Here is a 19,377-nt window from a genome sequence, read left to right on the forward strand (position 1 = left end):
GGAAGAGCCGACTGCTGCGAGAGTGGTTGGCCGCGCCGCACCAGCGCACCGCCCTGGTCTCGGTGTGCCCACCGCTTCGAGAGTCGCTGACGTTGGGGCCGATCGTCGACGCGTTCCGTGGGATCGACCGGCCGGCGTCGCGACTGCGGCTCACCGATCTTGCGGGTGCGTTACGGCCCCTTTTCCCTGAATGGTCCTCGGACCTGCCGCCCGCATTGGAGCCCTTGGACGATGCGAAGGCGGCACGGCATCGTCTGTTCCGCGCCCTGGACGAACTGATCCGGGCTCTGCGTGTCGACGTTCTCGTGCTCGAGGACGCTCACTGGGCCGACGAGGTGACCTTGGAGTTCCTGCTGTTCGTCACCTCCCGACAGCAGTCGGACGGGCCAAGCCTCGTGATCTCCTATCGGCCGGAGGAGGTGGACGCCGGATCGCTGTTGCTGCGGCTGACGTCCCGGCTGCCTGCTGGCGTGACCCAGCTGAGGATCGCCCTGGCGCCGATGCGACCCAACGACACGGCTGCGCTGGTGTCCTCGATGCTGGACGGCAACCCGATCTCGCAGGAGTTCACGACATTCATGCACGAGCGGACCGGTGGCGTTCCTCTGGCGCTGGAGGAGTCGGTTCGCCTCATGTGCGACCGTGCCGACCTCGTCTTCCGCGACGGGCAATGGGTCCGGCTGAAGCTGCGCGAGCTACAGGTGCCGCCAACGGTGCGCGACTCCACCCGAGAGCGGGTGGGCCGTCTGTCGCCGACGGCGCAGCAGGTGTTGCGAGCCGCGGCGACGTTGGCTGAGCGGTCATCGGTGGCCACGATCACGGTGACCGCCGGTCTGTCACCAGATGCCTGTCGAGGCGCTATCGCCGAGGCGGCCGATGCCGGCGTACTGGACGGAGACGACCGCGACCAGTGGCGGTTCCGGCATGTGCTGGCCGCCACGGCTGTCTACGAAGCGATCCCGTTGACCGATCGCAGACACTTCCACCTGCTGGCCGGCCGGGCGTTGGAGGACATCCATCCGCCGCCTGTCGCACGCCTTGCCCGCCACTTCCGTGAGGCGGGCGAGACGGAGTCCTGGGCGCGGTACGCCGAGCAGGGCGCCGAACTGGCCATGGCCTCGGGTGACCACACCAAGGCGGTCGCCTTGCTGGTCGATCTGTTGTCGTGGCCCGAGCTGCCGCCGTCGGATCGGGCACGAGTCGCGCGCATCGCCGGAGTGGCCGCACTGGGCCGTCGTGAACCGGTCGACGAGGTCTACCACCGCGTGATCCGTACCTTGCGCTCGGTGCTGAAGACCCCCGGTCTCTCCGCACGCCAGCAGGCCGAGATTCGCAACCCCCTGGGTCGGCTCCTGATCACCGGGGGTGAGGCGCAGGCCGCACTCAGCGAGCTCGAGCAGGCGGTGGCCAACCTCGACCATGACCCGGTCGAGGCGGCTCGGGCGATGACCTATCTTGGATGGGCCTATGCGGGACCGTGGCCGGCGTCGACTCATCGGCGTTGGCTGGATCGCGCCGCTGAGCTCGCCGCCGCATTCGATTTTCCCGCAGAGCGGCTGAACCTGGCCGGCAACCGTGCCGCTGCGTTGCTCATGCTCGGCGAAGAGGAGGCCTGGGACGTCGTCGCCGACCTGCCCATCGACGGTGCGACCTCGGCGGAGCGTCTCGACGTGGCCCGCATCCACGCAAATGTCGGGACCGGCGCACTGATCTGGGGTCGGTACGCCGAGGCGGAGGCACATCTCGTCGTGGCCATGCGCCTTGCCGAGGCCGAGCAGGCGTCCCGGTTGCAATACAACGTCCGACTCGAACAGGCCAACCTGGCGTGGCTCACCGGCCGGTGGGAGGGTCTCGCGGAGCGAAGCGCGGCACTCGCCGATGCCGACCGAGACCGGCCGGCGCTCTACCTCGGCAGCATTCGGCTCGCGGCCCGGCTGGCAGCCGCGGCCGGACGGCGGCGCGCTGCGGAGGAGCAGTTCCGGCTGGTCCTCGAGGAGTCTGCCCGTCTCGGCGCAGCCGACGACACGATGGAGGCCGCCGCTGCGCTGGCCAGACTGTGGCTGACGGACGGAAACAGCGGCCGGGCGCTGCAGATCACGAACGAGCCGATGGACACAGTCCGGAGAAAAGGTATCTGGGTCTGGGCGACGGACCTCGTCCCCGCCCGGATCGAGGCGCACCTCGCCGCGGGCGACCTTGAGGCCGCGACACGCCTGGGCGACCAGTTCGCCAGAGGACTGCGTGGCCGTACGGCGCCCGCGCCTCGCGCGGCGCTCACCGTATGCCGTGCCCTGCTGGTCGCCGCAGCCGGAGACCACGCCCGCGCGGCGACCGCGTACGACCGGGCGGCGCGCGCCTGGAGCGCGTTGCCGCGCCCCTACGACGCCATGCTCGCCCGCGAGCGCCAAGCCGAGGCGCTCATGGCCCAAGGCCAGATCGAACAGGGCCGAGAGCTGCTGGCCGCACAGTACGAGCAACTGTTCCGGCTCGGAGCCCGCGGCGATGCAGACCGTGTCGCACAGCGGCTTCGCGAACACGGCGCCGAGGTTCCGCGATTGTGGCGCGGCGGTCGACGGGGGTACGGCGACCGGCTCTCACCTCGTGAGCTCGACGTGGTCCGACTGGTTGTCGCCGGCAAGACGAACCGGGAGATCAGCCGGATTCTGGCCAAGTCGCCGGCCACGGTGGATCAACAGCTGCGTGCGGCGATGCGCAAGTTGAAGGTGTCCTCCCGGACCGCGCTCGCGGTCAAGGCGGTAGAGGCCGGAGTGTTCGCAGAAGAGGATTCCCTCGACGACCCGTCGTGAAAATTGACGTATCCGCGTGATAGCGAAGGTCGCTCGTCCCCGCCGAGCATGACTCCATGATCCATGGCCCTAGGGCAGCGCATGCCTGAGCGACCTATCGCGCGTGACGACTCCGTCAGCGAGCACCAGCCACCACTTGAGCTCTCACGCGAGCCGCGCGTCAGCGCCCGCGACGCCCGCGACGCCGGCGATGGCGGGGACGCCCGCGACGCCGGCGATGCCGGCGACCACAAGAGCCACGACCCCTACCAACCCCTGTAGGCGGAGGACCCCCACATGAGACCCAAAGCCCTCGCCGCCTCGCTGGCCGTAGCGGTCGGCCTGAGCATGATCGCGCCACCATCGGCGTCGGCCGCTGAGCCGGATCCCGGTGCGGCCGCCAGCAAGATCGCGTCGGACCTGAAGGACCGCTTCCGCACAAAGCCGGTCTCCGACTTCTGGATCACGTTCGACACCAAGGCCAACCTCGCGCAGGCGAAGAAGATCGCCGACTGGACCACTCGCGGTCAGTTCGTCTACGACGCGCTGACCGCAGCGGCGAAGAACTCCGTGGCATCCGTCTCCGCCGAACTCGACCGGGCAGGCGTCAAATACACCTCCTACCCGATCGCCAACGCTGTGCTCGTCAAGGGCGGCACCGAGAACCTCGCCCTCGACGTGGCCTCGGTGGTGCACGTCGCCGAGATCCACGCGACGCCGCAGGTCGCGCTGGTCGAGCCCGTGGACGAGAAGAGCCCGGCTGACCAGGCCGTCCGCCCCGCCGCCCCGACGGCCGCCGCCGAGGCGGGCACCGTCTCGTGGGGTCTGGACGCCATTCACGCTCCCAAGGCCTGGGCCATGGGCGCCACCGGTGCGGGCATCACCGTGTCCAACCTCGACTCGGGCGTCCAGTTCGACCATCCGGCGCTGGTGGGCTCGTACCGCGGCAACAAGGGCGACGGCACGTTCAACCACGACTACAACTGGATGGCCACCCGGGGCACGTGCGCGGGCGCGCCGTGCGACGACAACGGGCACGGCACGCACACCATGGGCACCATGGTCGGCGACGACGGCACCAACCACGTCGGCGTCGCGCCGGACGCGCAGTGGATCGCGACGAACGGGTGCTGCGCGTCGAACGGCCCCGAGTCGCTGCTCGAGTCCGGCTGGTGGCTGCTCGCCCCGACCGATGTGCACGGGAACAACCCGGACGTCTCCAAGCGCCCCCACGTCATCAACAACTCGTGGGGCCAGAGCGTGGAGCACAACTTCGACGACTTCTTCCAGGCCATCGACGAGGCCTGGAGCGCTGCGGGCATCTTCAGCGTCTGGTCATCGGGTAACACCTCGCCGTACGCGGCCTGTGACACCGTCTCCTCGCCCGGCTCCGCCGAGAGCGCCTACTCCGTCGGCGCCTACGCGTCGAACGGCACGCTCGCGTCGTTCTCCCGCAAGGGCGAGGGTGAAGGCGGTCGGATCAAGCCCGAGATCTCGGCCCCCGGCGTGACCGTCCGGTCGTCCTACCCGAACAACAGCTACACCGAGATGTCCGGCACCTCGATGGCGGCTCCCCACGTCGCCGGCGCCGTCGCGGCGCTGTGGAGCTATGACCCGACCCTCATCGGGCAGGTCGAGGAGACCCGCCGGCTGCTCGCCGAGTCGGCCGTCGATGTCGACGACACCGAGTGCGGCGGCACCGCCGCCTTCAACAACAAGTACGGCGAGGGTCGGCTCGACCTCGTCCGCCTGCTCGAGCTCGCACCGCGCCAGGGCGGCACCCTGACTGGGATCGTCACCGCCAACGGCGCCCCGGTCCCCGCCGCCGAGGTGACGATCAGCGGACCGTTCAGCCGGTCGATCGGGACCGACAAGGACGGCCGGTTCATGATGAACCTCCCGGTCGGCGACTACCAGATCAGCACCAAGGTCTTCGGCTACCTGACCGCGACCGCGAGCGCCACGATCACCCTCGGCCAGAACACCTCGCTCGAGGTTCCCCTCACCGCCGCGGCGCGCCACGACATCAGCGGCAGGGTCGTCGACGACAAGAAGCAGCCCGTCCCGAACGCCGACGTCTCCGTCAAGGACACGCCGCTGGCCGCGGTACGCACTGATGCCAACGGCGCGTTCACGATCACCGCTGTCCCCGAGGGCGGGTACACGCTGAACATCAAGCCCAACGCCTGCTTCTCGCCCACGACAGTCCCGCTGACCGTCGGCGCGCAGAACGAGTCGCCCGAGATCCCGGTCGCGCTCGTCGTCGACGAGGGCGGCTACACCTGCTCCGTCTCCGAAGGCGAGTACCTGCGCGGCACCGACCCGGTCGCGTTCCCGAGCGGCGTCTGGGCCACGGTGAAGCTGCCGTTCCCGGTCGCGCTCTACAACGGGAGCCACGACACCCTGAATATCAGCCTGCGCGGCGTGATCTCCCCGGACGCCTCCACCGGACCCGGCACCGGCGGTGCGGGCATCTTCCCGTTCTACGTACAGACCCCCGTCCAGTTCGCCCCCGGCGGGGGAGTCTTCACGGCGGCCACCAAGGTCGACGGCGAGGACGCGTTCGTCATCGAGTTCCGCAACGCCAAGATCTGGGCCTACCCGATCCGGTCGGAGTACACGGAGCCGGTCAGCTTCTCGGCCACGCTCACCCGCTCGGGCAAGGTGATCTTCGTGTACGGCGACGGCATCGGGACCGACGACCCGGTGACCGGCGGCGCCCGCGCCATCACCGGCATACAGGGCTGGGCCGGCGTCGACGGCATCCGGTTCTCCGACAACGCCCCGGTGCTGCACGACGGGATGATCGTTACCTACGACCTTCCCGACTGGGGCTACCTCGACGCGACCGTCGTCGACCAGAACGACGGGCTACCGGTGGCCGGGGCCAAGGTCTCGTTCACGAACAAGAATGGGCTCGTCGAGACCGTCACGACCAACGGGACGGGCATCGTGCATCGCCAGCTTCCGGTCGGCGACTACACGATGACGGTCGACGCGCCGAACTACACGACCGCGGCATACCCCTTCTCCCTCGACAAGCTCTACGCGAAGGCCAAGATCGACGCACGTCTGACCACGGGTGTCGCCGGCCTGAAGGCCGACGGCCTCGACGCGGTGCTGGGCACCGACCAGAACGGCGTCGGCACACTGACCCTGACCAACACCGGTTCCGCACCGCTCACCTACGACCTGGGGGAGGCCGCGCGCCACCCCGAGCTCGACGCCGCCGGCGCCACCACGCGCACCGGGACGGGTGCGAACAGCACCATCGACCTCACCGCCTGGAAGGCCGGCGCGAGCGGCATGAAGCCGTCGAACGTCGACGGCAGGGATGCGACGGTGAGCGCCGCGGAGGCACAGGCCGCCGCCAAGGTCGGCACGACCTCCGGCGGCGACGTCCTCACCCGCATCGAGATCCCGGGCACGATCGCCGAGAAGGAGCCCAGCGGCATCGGGTACGACGGTGACGTCTGGGTCCACGACTACGACAAGCGGACCAACACCGCGTACACGGTGACGGGCAAGCCGACCGGCAAGGTCTTCGGCGCGTCGTGGAACCCCGCGTACCGGGCATTCGACATGGCGCTCGACACCAAGACCGGCGACATGTGCCAGATGGAGGACAGCCCGGCCAGCTACATCCACTGCTTCGACCGGGAGACCGGGAAGGAGACACGGCAGATCAAGGGGGCCTGGTCCACGCTGCAGCTGACCGGACTCGCCTACAACCCGGCGGAGGACGTGTTCTACGTCGGCGGCCGGAGGAACGGCATGATCGGGACCGTCGCGGGCACGTCGCACGACAACGCGGGCGAGATGCTGTCCTTCTGCGCCCCGCCGCTGCCCGAGGTGATGGGCCTGGCCTACAACCAGGCGTCCGACACCATCTGGTACACCGATCTCACCTCGAACAGGCCCACCCGCCTGCTGCAGGTGAACCCCGACGACTGCTCGCTCGTCAACGCGTGGTGGTTCCCGGGCCAGAAGACGGGCCAGGGCGGCGGTCTCGAGACCGACTCCACCGGGGCGCTCTGGGCCGCGGACCAGATCGCCGATGACGTCGTGCTCGTCGACGTCGAGGACGACCTGCTCACCGACCTGCCGTGGCTGTCGCTCTCCTCGACCGGCGGCACCCTCGCTCCGGGTCAGTCGACGACCGTCAAGGTCTCGGTCTCCTCGAAGGGTGCCAAGCCAGGAGTCCTCGGCGCGAACATCGTGGTGAGGTCCGACTCCGGACGCCAGTCCAAGACCTACGTCCCGGTGACGCTCACGACCACGAAGTACCAGGTCGGCGTCAACGCCGGCGGCCCGTCGTTCACCGACGGCTCCGGCTTCACCTGGTCCGGCGACCAGGCCTCCGGCGACGGGGCGTGGGGCTACGAGGGGAAGACGAAGGTCACCTCCACGCAGGCCGGGATCGAAGGCACGACGGACGACAAGCTGTTCCAGTCGCAGCGCACCACGCCACTCAAGGACCTGACCTACACCTTCCCCGACGCGCCCAAGGGCACCTACGCGATCGATCTCGGGTTCGCCGAGATCGAGAAGGTGGCCAAGGGGAAGCGGGTGTTCGACGTCCTCGTGGACGGCTCGCTGACCGAGTACGCGTACGACGCGGCCGCGGCCGTGGGGTCGAACGCCGCCGACTGGCGCACCGCCGTCGTGAAGCACGAGGGCGGTCCGCTGACCGTGGAACTGCGGGGTTCGAAGGGCCTGCGCGCCCCGAGCATCGCCGCGCTGCGCGTGACGCTCGACCCGCGCGCAGACCAGGTTGAGCAGCAGCCAGTGCCCGAGGAGCCGAAGCCGGGCGAGGTGCCGGTGGCTCCCGCCGGTCGCTCGTACTCGCTAACGGCGACCAGCGGGCTCTACCGCCAGGGCACCGAGAACTCCGGCTGGATCGGCGACGACCTCTGCGGAGTGCTGTGGTTCGACTCCAGCTTCCGCTTCCCGTTCTACGACACGTCCTGGGACGGCGTGTGCGTGGGGACGAACGGCTCGTTGGTCTTCGACCGCGCCAGCGCGCTGGGGAACAACACGGCACTGCCGTCGCGGAGTCCGATCGACGCGATCTATCCGCTCTGGGACGACCTCATCGTCGACGCACAGGGCGGCATCTACCTCGGCACGACCGAGGTGGACGGGCTGGCGGCGCAGGTCATCGAGTGGCGCAACGTCACCTTCTACAGTGACCGGACGGCCCGCGTGAGCTTCTCGGTCACCCTGATCGCGGACGGACGGATCCAGATCGGGTACGGCGACGGGATCGGTGACGAGAAGCCCGTGACCCGCGGATCGTCGGCCACAGTCGGCGTGGAGAGCCTCAAGCGCAACCCCGCGAGCCAGTACTCCTTCAACCAGCCCGTCCTCACGGCCGGCCTGGGGCTGCAATACACCCTCCCGGCCGCGGGCACGATCGAGGGCACCGTCACCGACGCGAACGACAGCAAGCCGATCGCGGGTGCGATCGTCACGCTGAAGTCGCCGACTGGCGACCGGGTCATCACGGCCGACGCAGCGGGCCGCTGGAAGGCGCAGGCGCTGGTCGGCGAGACCACCGTGCAGGTCGGGGCACCGAACTACGTCACGGCCAGCCGCCCGGTCACCATCGCCAAGAAGGACCAGGCCGAGGTGGTCGACACCGCGCTCACCACAGGCATCGCGACCATCACCGGAGCAGACCTCGACTGGTTCCTCAGCTCCGACGAGGCGGCCAGCGCTGACGTGACCGTGACCAACACCGGTTCCGCGCCACTGCAGGTCCAGCTGAGCGAGCAACGCCGTACCAACGGCGGACACGAGGCTGCCGACCTTCCGTGGCTGACGCTGACGGGTGAGGCCGCGACCGGCACGGTCCAGCTCGCGGTCGGTGAGTCCACCACGGTCACGGCGATCGTCGACAACACCGGGTTCCAGCCCGGCGTCCTCGTCGGTGACGTGCTCGTGGCGTCGAACGCCGGCAAGGGCGACACCCAGTACACGCCGGTCCGTCTGGCGACCTCTGCCTACTGGCAGGGCGTCGACGTGGGCGGCTCCGGGCACGTGGGTGCCGACGCCTTCGTCTGGTCGCCCGACCAGCCGCTGGACTCGAGCCCGTGGGGGTACGTCGGCGGCGACGCGCGCGCCACCAAGGCGGACATCGCCGGCACCGACGACGACGCGTTGTTCCGGACCCAGCGGACCGGGAAGACGTTCGCCTACGTGTTCAAGGACGCGCCCGTCGGCACGTACCAGATCGGCCTCGGCTTCGCGGAGATCGACAAGGTCAAGGCCGGCATGCGTACCTTCGACGTCCTGGTCGACGGCAAGGCCGTGCTCCACGACCACGACGTACAGGCGAAGGCGGGCGCGCTGACCGCGGACGTGAACACGGTCACCGTCAAGCACACCGGCGGCGACCTGAAGGTCGAGCTGCGCTCCGAGATCGGCGAGCGCGAGCCGATCCTCAACGCCCTGAAGGTCCAGGAGGACCCGCGCCTATGAGATAGCCGAACCGGTCCGCCAGTAGTGGTCAGAGCCTCCTCGGAAAGGATTGCCGGGGAGGCTCTGACCTTAGGTCGCCGACGGCCTCGAGATCGGAGAAGCGGTGGATGATCAGCAGGTTGGCGATGCCGAACCCGCGGGAGAGCTTCCACTGGGACTGCTAGACCTCCAGCCGCAGTCCGGCCCATCGGTCGAGCCATCCCTTGACCTCCACGCGGCGCTGTACCTTCGCGCGGCCGGCTGCGTTGTCGAAGGCTGGAGAGGGGCGGACAACCATTCCCACAAGGTCAGCCAGCCCATGGCAGGACACCAGGCGAACAGAGTCACCCCGCAGCGTGACCGCGACGCACGTTGCCGTTTCGGGCCAGCGCGATATCGCGTCCAAGGCGGACGTGTAGGCCTCATCGCCATTGCGCAGATGCATCCGTGCTTGATTACGAATCTCCCACGGCACCCCAGGCAGGGCCACCATGGCTTGGGCTTCGGCGCGTGCATCCTCGCGTGGGTCCAGCTTCTCCGGGTCGAAGTAGGCGACATCCACGTCGCGCTCCGGCGAGACCGGGAGATTGCTGATCGCGTCCCAGACGCGGTTGCGTACGAAGCCGGCACCGATCCACCAGTCCGATAATCCAAGGTCGGCCGTAGCCCGAAGGACTCTCATTGCTCCCGGGTCTGACTCGATTACGCCCACAACGTCCTGCGCGCTCATGACCACCCAGGGACCCTAGACCGACGGACGTACGCACCGCTTGCGAGGCGGGGCTGAGGGCAGAGCGAAGTCTGTCACCGACGTGCTTCGCGCCGGCGCCAGCGCGGCAGGGTTCATCTCCGCTCAATGATCGGCGACGTCCCATGCCATTAAGCCTCGTGGCCCACCGCTACCGGCAACAGCGATCGGCCGCCGGGCGGCACCTTCGGTCTACCCTCGCGGTACGACGGGCGCTGCGGCACCGAAGGTCGGCATGACGATCAGCATCCGAACACCAACGCGATGTCGTCGTGATGGACCCCGACCGGTTCTTGACCGCAGCACGGTAGGCACTGCTCGCCCGCAACCCGGGCCTGACCGACGCCGCGGCAGCCGAGGCGGTGGCCGACGTCTACGACGCCGTACACGCTCGCCCAAGGCAACGGCGAGCAGCTGATCGGCTGAGCACGGGACCTCTTTGCCTGAGGGGATCTGACCTGACCATGCCGAAGCAGTAGCCGATACCTGCGGGAGCCAGCGGTGCGCCTGGTGCTGGAGCAGCGGGTCGATCTAGGCCACCTCGGCGTCTACCGCAGGTCGGCGGCGATCCGGTCGGCGTCGGCGGTCAGGGCGTCGTAGCCGTCGGCGGTGAGCTTGCCGTCGCGTCGCAGGTCGCCGAGCTTTTCGCGCAGCTTCTTGAGCTGGTCCTCGGCCTGGTCTGGGTCGTTTTCGGTAATCTCCTTTGCGATCGCGTCGACCTTGGTGTGCAGGTCTTTTGCGGCGTCCGGGTTCAACCGACCGGCTTCCACCTGATCCCGGATCGACCGTCGCATGCCGGCGATCGGGTCAGCGGGTGGAGTGGGGCTCGGCCTACGGGAGGTGGCCCGAGGGCTCGGTGTGGGGCTGGCCGGGCTGCGGGCGGCGGACGCGACGGTGCGTAGCGTCGGCGTGGCAGGCGCGACGGTGAGCGGCACGGCCGGCACGCGGGGCGCCACGGCGGTGGCGGCCGATGCCGGTGGCGTGGTCGGCCCCGCGACCGAGGTGTGGTCGTCGCGGTCGAGCAGCGTGACGCCGGCCAGGGCGAGCAGCGCGACGCCGAGCACGGCCGCCGCCAGCAGCGCCTGGCGTCGATGCCGTGCCGGGCCCGGCCTGGGGCGTGCCGGGCCAACTGCGCCCCGCCTGGGCGGAAGAGCGGTCACCGGCGTGGACGGCTTCGGCCGTCCCGGGTCCGCTGGCGTGACCGACACGAGGGGAACCGGCGTGCCGGCCCGGGGCAGCAGGGCTGCAAGGCGGTCCCGGACCTCGGGCGCGCCGGACGGCCGGTCGGCGGGATCCTTGGCCAGCAGTTCGGTGGCCAGGGCGTCCAGCTCGGCGGGTACGTCGGGCCGGCGCTCGCGCAGCGGCGGGGGTGGCTCGTTGACGTGCTGATGCAGCACGCTGAGCGGCTCGCCAGCGAACGGCGGACCGCCGGCGAGCATGGCGTAGAGGGTGCAACCCAGCCCGTACAGGTCGGTGCGGTGGTCCACCGGCTGGCCGAGGGCCTGCTCGGGCGACATGTACGAGCTGCTGCCGAGCTTGGTCGCCGGCTCGGTGAGGGTGTTCTCCCCCTCTGCCCAAGGAAGGCGGGCGATGCCGAAGTCGCAGATCTTCACGCTGCCGGTGGCGGTGACGATCAGGTTGCCCGGCTTCACGTCACGGTGCACCACCCCGGCCACGTGCGCGGCGGCGATCCCGTCGCAGGCCTGCACGGCGATCGACAACACCTGCAGGACAGTGAGCGGGCCGTCGGCGATCAGTGCCGACACGCTCCGCCCCTCCACCAGTTCCATGATCAGGTAGGAGTCGTCCTCCTCGGTGCCGAAGTCGTAGACAGCGACGATGTGCGGATGGGTCAGCCCGGCCGCCGCACGGGCCTCGCGGTCGAAGCGTTCCGCGGCCATCGGCTCCTGCAGACCCGCCGCGGTCAGCACTTTGATCGCCACCGGGCGGTCCAGGCGCAGATCGCGACCGCGCCACACCTCACCCATGCCGCCGCTGCCCAGCAGCTCCTCGGACTGGTAGCGGCCATCCAGCAGACGTCCCAGCACGGGGCCTCACTGCTCCAACCCTGCGCGCCGCTACACGGGGGGCGGTGACGCGACGGCCGGCATCGGGGTCATCGGACGAACCATCAGGAGTTCCTCACGGTGGACGGTCCCCCAAGCTGGACAACGCGCCATCGGCACCGAGGAAACGGCCGGCCGGCACCGCCCATCGATCTACCGGCCGTCGCGCGACAATCCACGAACACGCTTAATTCATTTCAAACAGTCTCTTAAAGGGTTGTAGGCGGACGGTACGGGGGTGACGAAGGCGAATCCTTTCCGCAACTAAAATCCCGCGCGTGGATCAAACCGCCATCATTCCCGCCGTACCCGAACCACCCCCGGTCTTTGTCGATCCGAGCGGTCGGCGGCGGCGGTGGCTGCGCCGCCTCGCGTACGGCGTCGGCGTGCTCGGTGTCGGCTACACGCTGCTGGTGGGGGTGAGCTTCGCCGGCGGTCCGGCGCGTCCCGAGACCGTCTTACCGTTTGTCGAACCCACTGCGAGCCCGTCCTGGCAGCCGCCCCCCACCCTCTCGCCCGACCAGTCGCCCACCGCTGGTGCCTCCGCCAGGCCTTCGGCCCGGTCCACCTCGCCGCGTACCGCCACGCCGGCGGCCGGCTCTGGCGCAACACCCCGCCGCTCCGCGTCGGCCAGGCCGAGTGCGCCCCGGCCCTCCGTTCCGACGTCGCCGAACGCGTCGCCGAAGCCCAAGCCGGGGCCCGAATCGCCTGGCCCGACCGGGCAGGGGCCTGCCGGTGAGTGACCGCAGTGGCGTGGGGCTGAAGGCCCAGCGTCACGCGCGCCGGACGTACCGGCGTATTGTGCCGCGTCCCAGTTGGACCGTGCTCGCGATGGTGTTCGTGCTGCTCGGGGGGTTGCTCTTCGTCGAGGCGTACGCCAACGCCGCTTTCGTACCCGATCACAAGGCCACCCCCAGAGGCCAGGACAACGTGCCCACCGAGGTACGCGACGGCGGCCCCATCCTCAACGTCGGGGCCGACGGACGTACCCAGTCGCACCGCCTGCCGCCCCGCACCCTGGCGCTGACCTTCGACGACGGGCCGGATCCACGCTGGACGCCGGAGGTGCTCCGGGTGCTGGCGCGGCACCAGGTGAAGGCAACCTTCTTCGTCCTGGGCACGCAGGTTGTCCGGCATCCTGAGCTGGCCCGGGAGATGGTGGCCGCCGGACACGAAGTCGGCGTGCACACGTTCACCCACGCCAACCTTGCCGACCTCCCCGGCTGGCGACGGCAGTTGGAGTACGAGCAGACCCAGATGGCGATCGCCAGCGCCACCGGAGTCCGGACTTCCCTTCTGCGCTTCCCGTACTCGTCGCGCGCGGACGCCTATACGGACGGGGACTGGCCGCTGCTCCGGCAGGCCGGTGAGCTGGGCTACCTTACGGTGGTCAACGACGTCGACAGCCTGGACTGGGCGAAGCCCGGCATCGAGACGATGATCGCCAACGCCACGCCGTCGGGATACGCGGGAGCAATCTCGCTGTGGCACGACGCCGGTGGTGACCGGTCGGGGACGATCGCCGCCCTTGACCGGTACATCCCGCTGATGAAGGCGCGCGGTTACCGCTTCACCACCGTGACCGAGGGGCTGAACCTCGCGCTGGCCGGGGCAGGTGTTGCGGTGGCGGGGCACACCCCGGTCAGGCTCGGCGAGCGGTGGCGCGGTGACGTGCTGGCGCTGGCGGTGCGCGGTGCCGATGCCACGTTCAACGTCTTCGGTGTGCTCTTCGTGATCGTCGGGGTGCTCACGCTCGGGCGTACCGTCCTGCTGTTCCTGCTCGCCCTGCGGCACGCACGCCAGCGACGGCGTCACGACTGGTCGTGGGGTCCGCCCGTGACCGAACCGGTCTCCGTGGTCGTCCCGGCGTACAACGAGAAGGAGGGCATCGCCGCGGCGGTGCGGTCCCTGGCGGGCGGTGACCACCCCGGCGGGATCGAGGTGGTCGTGGTCGACGACGGATCCACCGACGGCACCGCCGACATCGCCGAGGCCCTCCGGCTGCCGAACGTACGCGTGGTGCGCAAGCCGAACGGGGGCAAGCCGAGCGCGTTGAACACCGGTGTCGCGTTGGCGCGGTTCAACCTGATCGTCATGGTGGACGGGGACACCATCTTCGAGCGGGACTCGGTCCGGCGACTGGTCCAGCCGTTCGCTGATCCTCGCGTGGGTGCCGTGGCCGGCAACGTCAAGGTGGGCAACCGTGGCAGCCTGATCGCCAAGTGGCAGCACATCGAGTACGTCATCGGATTCAACCTGGATCGCCGCCTGTACGAGACCCTGCGGTGCATGCCCACCGTCCCAGGCGCGATCGGCGCGTTCCGCCGGCAGGCGCTCAACGAGGTAGGCGGGATGACTGACGAGACGCTGGCCGAGGACACCGACATCACCATGGCGCTGGGCCGGGCCGGCTGGCACGTGGTGTACGAGGAGACGGCCCGCGCGTGGACCGAGGCGCCGACCACCCTCGGACAACTGTGGAAGCAGCGGTATCGCTGGAGCTACGGCACCATCCAGGCGATGTGGAAACACGCGGCTTCGGTCTTCGACCGGGGCGCCTCGGGTCGGTTCAGCCGGCGCTGCCTGGCCTTCCTGGCGCTGTACGGGGTGCTGCTGCCGCTCGGCGCGCCGGTGATCGACCTGCTCGCCGTGTACGGCCTGCTCTTCCTCGACCGGACGGAGACCGTACTGGCCTGGCTGGCGATGCTTGGCCTGCAGTTCGTCACCGCGATCACGGCGTTCCGGCTCGACCGGGAGAAGCTTGGAGTGCTCTGGGCGCTTCCGCTGCAGCAGTTCGCCTATCGGCAACTGATGTACCTGGTGCTGCTCCAGTCGGTGGTCACCGCGTTGACTGGCGGCCGGCTGGGCTGGCAGAAGCTCCGCCGAACCGGGCTCGCGCCGCCAGCCCCCGGCCGTGCCTAGCTGGGGGTCTGTCTCGACGTGGGTTCCGTTCTGGCCTGGAGTTGATGATGTTGCGGCGCGTCCGGGTCAGCCAGCCGCGCCGCGGGCGAGCGCGAGAGCATACTCGGGCCACCAGACCCCGCGTTCGGGTTCGCCGGGGCGGCAGGCTCCGTCGGACTCACCCGGGTACTTGATCCAGAGCAGCGCGTCGACCCGGTCGAGGCCGGGGGCGTCGGTGGGTTCCTCGCCGAGTGCCCGGCCCGGCGGGTTGCACCAGCTCGGTGCGCCGTCCGCGGTGGCGCCGGCGGCCGGGCCGTTGCCGTTGCGGCTCGTGTCGATCACGAACCGGACATCGCCGCCAAGGGCGTCGGACAACCGGTGGCCGTACCGGACGTTGTCCCGCGTACGGATGAAGTTGGCGACGTTGAGCGCGAACCCGTCGGCGTCCCTGACGCCGGCCTGGCCCAGTGCCGTGGCCAGCGACGCAGTGTCGCTGATCCACTCGGGGTGCCCGGCATCCAGGTAAACCCGGGCCGCGCCGGTGCTCTTGAGCACGGCGACCGCGTCGCGCAGCAGCAGAAGCCGTTCCTTGAGGTTGCGGACGCACCGATCCACGGCGTCCGGGACTGCGCCGGGTTCGAGGACCACGATGACCGGCCTGCCCTTGATCCCGCCCGCCAGCTCCCGGATCCAGCGCTGGTACTCCTGGCCGGTCGCGGCTCCCCCGGAGCCCTGCCGGCCACAATCCCGGTCCGGCACGTTATGAATGACCAGGACCGGTGTCTGGCCCGCGATCGTCGCCTGGGCCAAGTAGTCGTCCACCTCCTCGCGAACCGGGGCATCGCCGCCGACCAGCCACTTCGCGCTCGGGCGGGTGCTGATCCGGCGCAGCGTCTCCGCGTCGACGACCCGGCCGGCACGCTCCCATCGGTCGACCTCCTGAGCGGCCTCGCTGTCCGGGTCCACATAAAAGACCGGCGGGGGCGGGGGCGGTGAGAACGACGCGGAGTTGCCGACCTGACGTTCCGCAGCGCCACCGCCGCAGCTCGACAGCAACGCGATCAGTGCGACCCCGGCTGGCACAAGAGCCCAACGGCGTCGCCCGGGACGGTAAATGGTGCACACCACGGCGGTCAGGCTACCGGCGTCCGCCCCGCGGCTAGGAGGGCTCTCTAGGCCCTCCTGGCGATGGCTCTTGATCTCCCGATGCCAGCGGCCCGTGATGTTGCCTGGGGGTCAAGGAGTCTTGGCGCGCGGTTCGGTTGAGTTTGTCTGTTGGTAAATCACTTTCTCGTCACGCAGAAGGGGTGTCCAGCCGGGTCGACGAAGACGTGCCATCGGTCGCCGCCGGGCTCAGTCTCAGGCTTGGTCGCGCCTAGCCTCAGGACCAGGGCCTCGGCCTCGTCGAGGTCGTCGACGGCGAAGTCAAGGTGGAGCTGCTGCGGTACGCGTTGGTCGGGCCAGGTCGGTGCATGGTAGTCGTCGACTCGTTGCAGACCGATGAAGAGTCCCCCATCGCCGATCAGGGCGACGAAGTCATCGCCGGATTTGGCGTCGATGTCGAGTCCAGTGGCCTGTTGGTAGAAGGCGGCCAGGGCCCTCGGATCCGGGCGGTCGAGTGTTATTGCGGTGAGCTTAAGCTGTGGGGGCATCGGCAACTCCGCCTTCGCCGGGAGGGACGTCTCGGGTCCGAAGCTGTTGACCGCAGCAGCCTAAGCTGTCGTCGCCGTGCAGAGCTCAAGCCCGATCCGACCTGCTCGCCGAGAGTTCACACCGATAGGCGACACATGCTTGACCCTTCCTGATCGGGAAGCTCATGGACGGTCCGTACCGCAGGAAACTGACATCAGGCGGTGCAACTTTGCCGTGCGGCGGAGTCGCACCGCCAATTCGGCCCATCATCGGGCGCGTCGGTCCAGCCATGCGACGACCACGGCGTGTGGCACGGTGACCGCGGCCAGGAGGGCGAACGTCGTGGGCAGGACTCCCGCGGCCCCGGTGTGGTGGGTGAGCAGGGCGAAGGAGACTAGTACGGCCGCGGTGGGGGGCGCGGCGCGCAGGGCGAATCGTCGTAGCGGAGGACCCAGCCGACCGGCCCGCAGGTGGGCGGCGTTCGCCGGGTCGGCGCAGAGCAGTCGCGCGATGTGCCGGAGCGAATGCCACGCCGCGAAGTAGACCCCGAACGCCAGCGCGGGCGGGACGATCGCGAACACGGTGGCGAGGAGCCCGAGTTGGACGAGGTCGCGTCCGCGTCGACCGCGCACCTCCTGTACGGCGGTGATGGCCACCGCCGACACCGTGAGGACTAGGGCGGTGGCGCGTACCTCGCTGGTGAGCAGCACGGTGGACCCGGCGGCGACGCGCTCCAGCAGCTGGTCTACCTGGTCGCGCCACAGCACGAGTGGGAAGACCACCGGCGGAGCGCCGTAGGCGAGCACGCCGTGCAGGCGTAGCCGCACCCGCCGGCCGTCCCGCTCGGCCTGGAACGCCTCGTCGCCGGTGCCGAAGTGCGCGATGGAGAGGACCAGGAAGCCCAGCACGACCGCGGCCGGTGCGGCCCGGTAGGCCAGTAGCCCGGTCCCGGCTATGGCGGCATAGCCGAACAGCAGGCTCACGCGTCGGCTCCACCGGCGTGCCTTCATCGAGAGCCAGGCGGGAATTAGGTGGTCGACGGCACCGTGTGGAAGCCCGAGCAGCAGCCCCAGCAGCGCCGGGAGCGGCGTGGACGCTGCTGCCTTGGCCTGGGTGGGCAAGTACAGCACGAGTACGGCGAGTAGCGCCATGATGCCCGCAGTATCGGCGCGGCGCAGCACGGCCCGGCGGGGGTCCGCCCGGCGCTCAGGGCCGAAGTCGGGTCGGCCGGACGGGCGAGGCCTGCTGTTGCTGGCCGAGCCGAACCCCGCCTCGTGCGCGATGGGCTGGCTGCTCATGCCACCGCGAGTTGGCCACGGTCGGACATCGCGCGGAGCCGGCCCACGTCGACGATGCTCCAGCCAACCTTCATGAGGGCCGACAGGACGACGAAGAGGATCGTACTGGTTTGCTCATCGACGATCTCGACTCCAGGCGGCCCCAAGATCCAGACCAGCGGGAAAGCGAGCCAGAGCACGGACAGCAGCAGTGCGACGACGATGAAGTGGGCCGCCATCGGGGCGGGCTGCCGCTCGGCGTCGGCCCGTAGCGGCCCCCAGATCAGGCCCAGGACGAGCGCGAGCGCAGCCACCCCGATTCCGTAAATGGTGAAACGGGCCGCAGTGCTCTTCATGGCCTCGGCGACCGGTCCCGCAATGACCATCGGGAAGGTTGGCACGATGAGCGCCGCCACCAGACCCAGCCGCTTTTCGGCGATGGCGTGCGTGGCCGTGAGGACGAGAGAGAACACCAGCAGCGGTGCGGTGACGATCCAGTCGGCGTAGTGCGACCAGTCCGTGATGTGGTCTACCGTGTTCGGCCGGCTGGCGCCGAGCGCCGCGACGACGTGCCAGATTGCCGACCATGCCAGGATGACGAACACCCCCCGGTATTCGGACTGGGGGAGACCCTTCGGGTTGCGGCTCCACCGTATGAACAGCAGCAGGGTGGCGGCGCACAGGATGACGTACGACCACAGCCACCACTCGGACACATGTACTCCTCGACCTCGACGGCGTACGGCGATAGCGGCACCTGATGGTCAGACACCGCCGACCCGGCATGTGCTCGCTGGCGGCATGGCCGCCACCAGCGGGTACGCCGACCTCCCTTCTCAAGCCGGGTGACTCCGCATTGGCGAGTTTATTCCGGTTTAGCGATATTGTTGATAGTTGGTCCGCATCCGCGTGGCCGGCGTGCCTAGGGCAGGTTCAGTCGATCTACAAGCGGGCTGCGGTACGGACGATGCCACGCTCGATGAGCAGGCCCGGCGTGGCCGTGCGCTCAGAGCAGTGGGCGGAAGTCAGGTCCGTCGGTCGTGGCCAACAGGTCCCACCCGAAGGCCGCCAACGTAATGTCTTTCCGAGCACCGAAGTCCTTCATGAGGGTCGAGATCGGGCCATCTGGGAGACCAGCCGCCACCGTGCCGAATACCGTCGCCGGAGATGCCCCTAGCCGCTGTGCCACGATCCACGGCAGCGCCAGAGCCACCGTCACGTCCCGTTCATCATCGGGTTGCAGGCACCAGGCGAGTGCAGTGGCCAGCAAGGAACGGCGCAATAGCTCGATGGAGGTCTCCCGTAGCGCAAGGGTGGCGAGGCGAACGCCGTAGCGTCCGAGGGCGAGCGATGCGGAGGGATCGAGGGAGTCGAGAAAGCCCTGATCAATACATTGCGGCGCCCGTGCCAGGATGGCCTGAGCAACCCGGTCGCGGTTGCCTGGGATCCTCTCCAGGTTCGGCTTCACGTGTTCAGGATGGCAAGGCTCAGCCCGGCGAACTGCG

The 19,377-nt window shown here is 69.5% G+C and carries 11 protein-coding genes; 3 read left to right on the top strand and 8 right to left on the bottom strand.

Going from position 1 to position 19,377, the window contains the following annotated elements; genetic code table 11:
- Together A6A27_RS33630 and A6A27_RS33635 are read left to right on the top strand one after the other, a co-directional pair.
- A partial coding sequence (locus A6A27_RS33630; RefSeq protein WP_241825583.1) for an ATP-binding protein occupies window positions 1-2,807 on the top strand: 2,807 nt, incomplete at its 5' end.
- Window positions 2,808-3,083: 276 nt separating this feature from the next.
- Entirely contained in the window at window positions 3,084-9,269 is a 6,186-nt protein-coding gene (locus A6A27_RS33635) for a S8 family serine peptidase (protein WP_073838692.1), read from the top strand.
- A 160-nt stretch (window positions 9,270-9,429) separates the two neighbouring features.
- Here A6A27_RS33635 and A6A27_RS33640 read toward each other — a convergent pair whose 3' ends face one another.
- The 3 genes from A6A27_RS33640 to A6A27_RS33650 all read right to left on the bottom strand — a co-directional run bounded on the left by A6A27_RS33640 (window position 9,430) and on the right by A6A27_RS33650 (window position 12,753).
- Complete coding sequence (locus A6A27_RS33640) at window positions 9,430-9,978, bottom strand: nucleotidyltransferase family protein (RefSeq protein WP_073838711.1); 549 nt, start codon at window positions 9,976-9,978, stop codon at window positions 9,430-9,432.
- A 566-nt stretch (window positions 9,979-10,544) separates the two neighbouring features.
- Window positions 10,545-12,044: a protein kinase domain-containing protein gene (locus tag A6A27_RS33645; protein ID WP_073838693.1), complete on the bottom strand. Its 1,500-nt coding sequence runs from the start codon at window positions 12,042-12,044 to the stop codon at window positions 10,545-10,547.
- A gap of 418 nt (window positions 12,045-12,462) precedes the next feature.
- On the bottom strand, window positions 12,463-12,753 hold the full coding sequence (locus A6A27_RS33650; RefSeq protein WP_073838694.1) for a hypothetical protein: 291 nt from the start codon (window positions 12,751-12,753) through the stop codon (window positions 12,463-12,465).
- Window positions 12,754-12,893: 140 nt separating this feature from the next.
- Here A6A27_RS33650 and A6A27_RS33655 point away from each other — a divergent pair, with 140 nt between their 5' ends.
- Entirely contained in the window at window positions 12,894-14,984 is a 2,091-nt protein-coding gene (locus A6A27_RS33655) for a bifunctional polysaccharide deacetylase/glycosyltransferase family 2 protein (protein WP_073838712.1), read from the top strand.
- Between the two features lie 66 nt (window positions 14,985-15,050).
- On the opposite strand, the gene A6A27_RS33660 is transcribed toward A6A27_RS33655, so the two are convergent.
- The 5 genes from A6A27_RS33660 to A6A27_RS33680 all read right to left on the bottom strand — a co-directional run bounded on the left by A6A27_RS33660 (window position 15,051) and on the right by A6A27_RS33680 (window position 19,340).
- Entirely contained in the window at window positions 15,051-16,091 is a 1,041-nt protein-coding gene (locus A6A27_RS33660; protein WP_241825584.1) for a glycoside hydrolase family 6 protein, read from the bottom strand.
- A gap of 155 nt (window positions 16,092-16,246) precedes the next feature.
- Entirely contained in the window at window positions 16,247-16,615 is a 369-nt protein-coding gene (locus tag A6A27_RS33665) for a VOC family protein (RefSeq protein ID WP_073838695.1), read from the bottom strand.
- A gap of 246 nt (window positions 16,616-16,861) precedes the next feature.
- Window positions 16,862-17,893, bottom strand: a complete 1,032-nt coding sequence (locus A6A27_RS33670) for a Brp/Blh family beta-carotene 15,15'-dioxygenase (protein WP_073838696.1) — start codon at window positions 17,891-17,893, stop codon at window positions 16,862-16,864.
- Window positions 17,890-18,588: a bacteriorhodopsin gene (locus tag A6A27_RS33675; RefSeq protein ID WP_073838697.1), complete on the bottom strand. Its 699-nt coding sequence runs from the start codon at window positions 18,586-18,588 to the stop codon at window positions 17,890-17,892. Before A6A27_RS33675 ends, A6A27_RS33670 begins: the two co-directional genes overlap by 4 nt.
- A 290-nt stretch (window positions 18,589-18,878) precedes the next feature.
- Window positions 18,879-19,340, bottom strand: a complete 462-nt coding sequence (locus A6A27_RS33680) for a hypothetical protein (protein ID WP_073838698.1) — start codon at window positions 19,338-19,340, stop codon at window positions 18,879-18,881.
- Window positions 19,341-19,377 lie beyond the last annotated feature (37 nt).

It is taken from the genome of Micromonospora sp. CB01531 (assembly GCF_001905095.1).
In the GTDB taxonomy this organism is placed as follows: domain Bacteria; phylum Actinomycetota; class Actinomycetes; order Mycobacteriales; family Micromonosporaceae; genus Micromonospora.

Bases quoted from the DNA above. Each gene is read 5' to 3' on its own strand.
- A6A27_RS33635 (WP_073838692.1), top strand. From the start codon at position 3,084: ATGAGACCCAAAGCCCTCGCCGCCTCGCTGGCCGTAGCGGTCGGCCTG.
- A6A27_RS33640 (WP_073838711.1), bottom strand. From the start codon at position 9,978: ATGAGCGCGCAGGACGTTGTGGGCGTAATCGAGTCAGACCCGGGAGCA.
- A6A27_RS33655 (WP_073838712.1), top strand. From the start codon at position 12,894: ATGGTGTTCGTGCTGCTCGGGGGGTTGCTCTTCGTCGAGGCGTACGCC.
- A6A27_RS33665 (WP_073838695.1), bottom strand. From the start codon at position 16,615: ATGCCCCCACAGCTTAAGCTCACCGCAATAACACTCGACCGCCCGGAT.
- A6A27_RS33670 (WP_073838696.1), bottom strand. From the start codon at position 17,893: ATGAGCAGCCAGCCCATCGCGCACGAGGCGGGGTTCGGCTCGGCCAGC.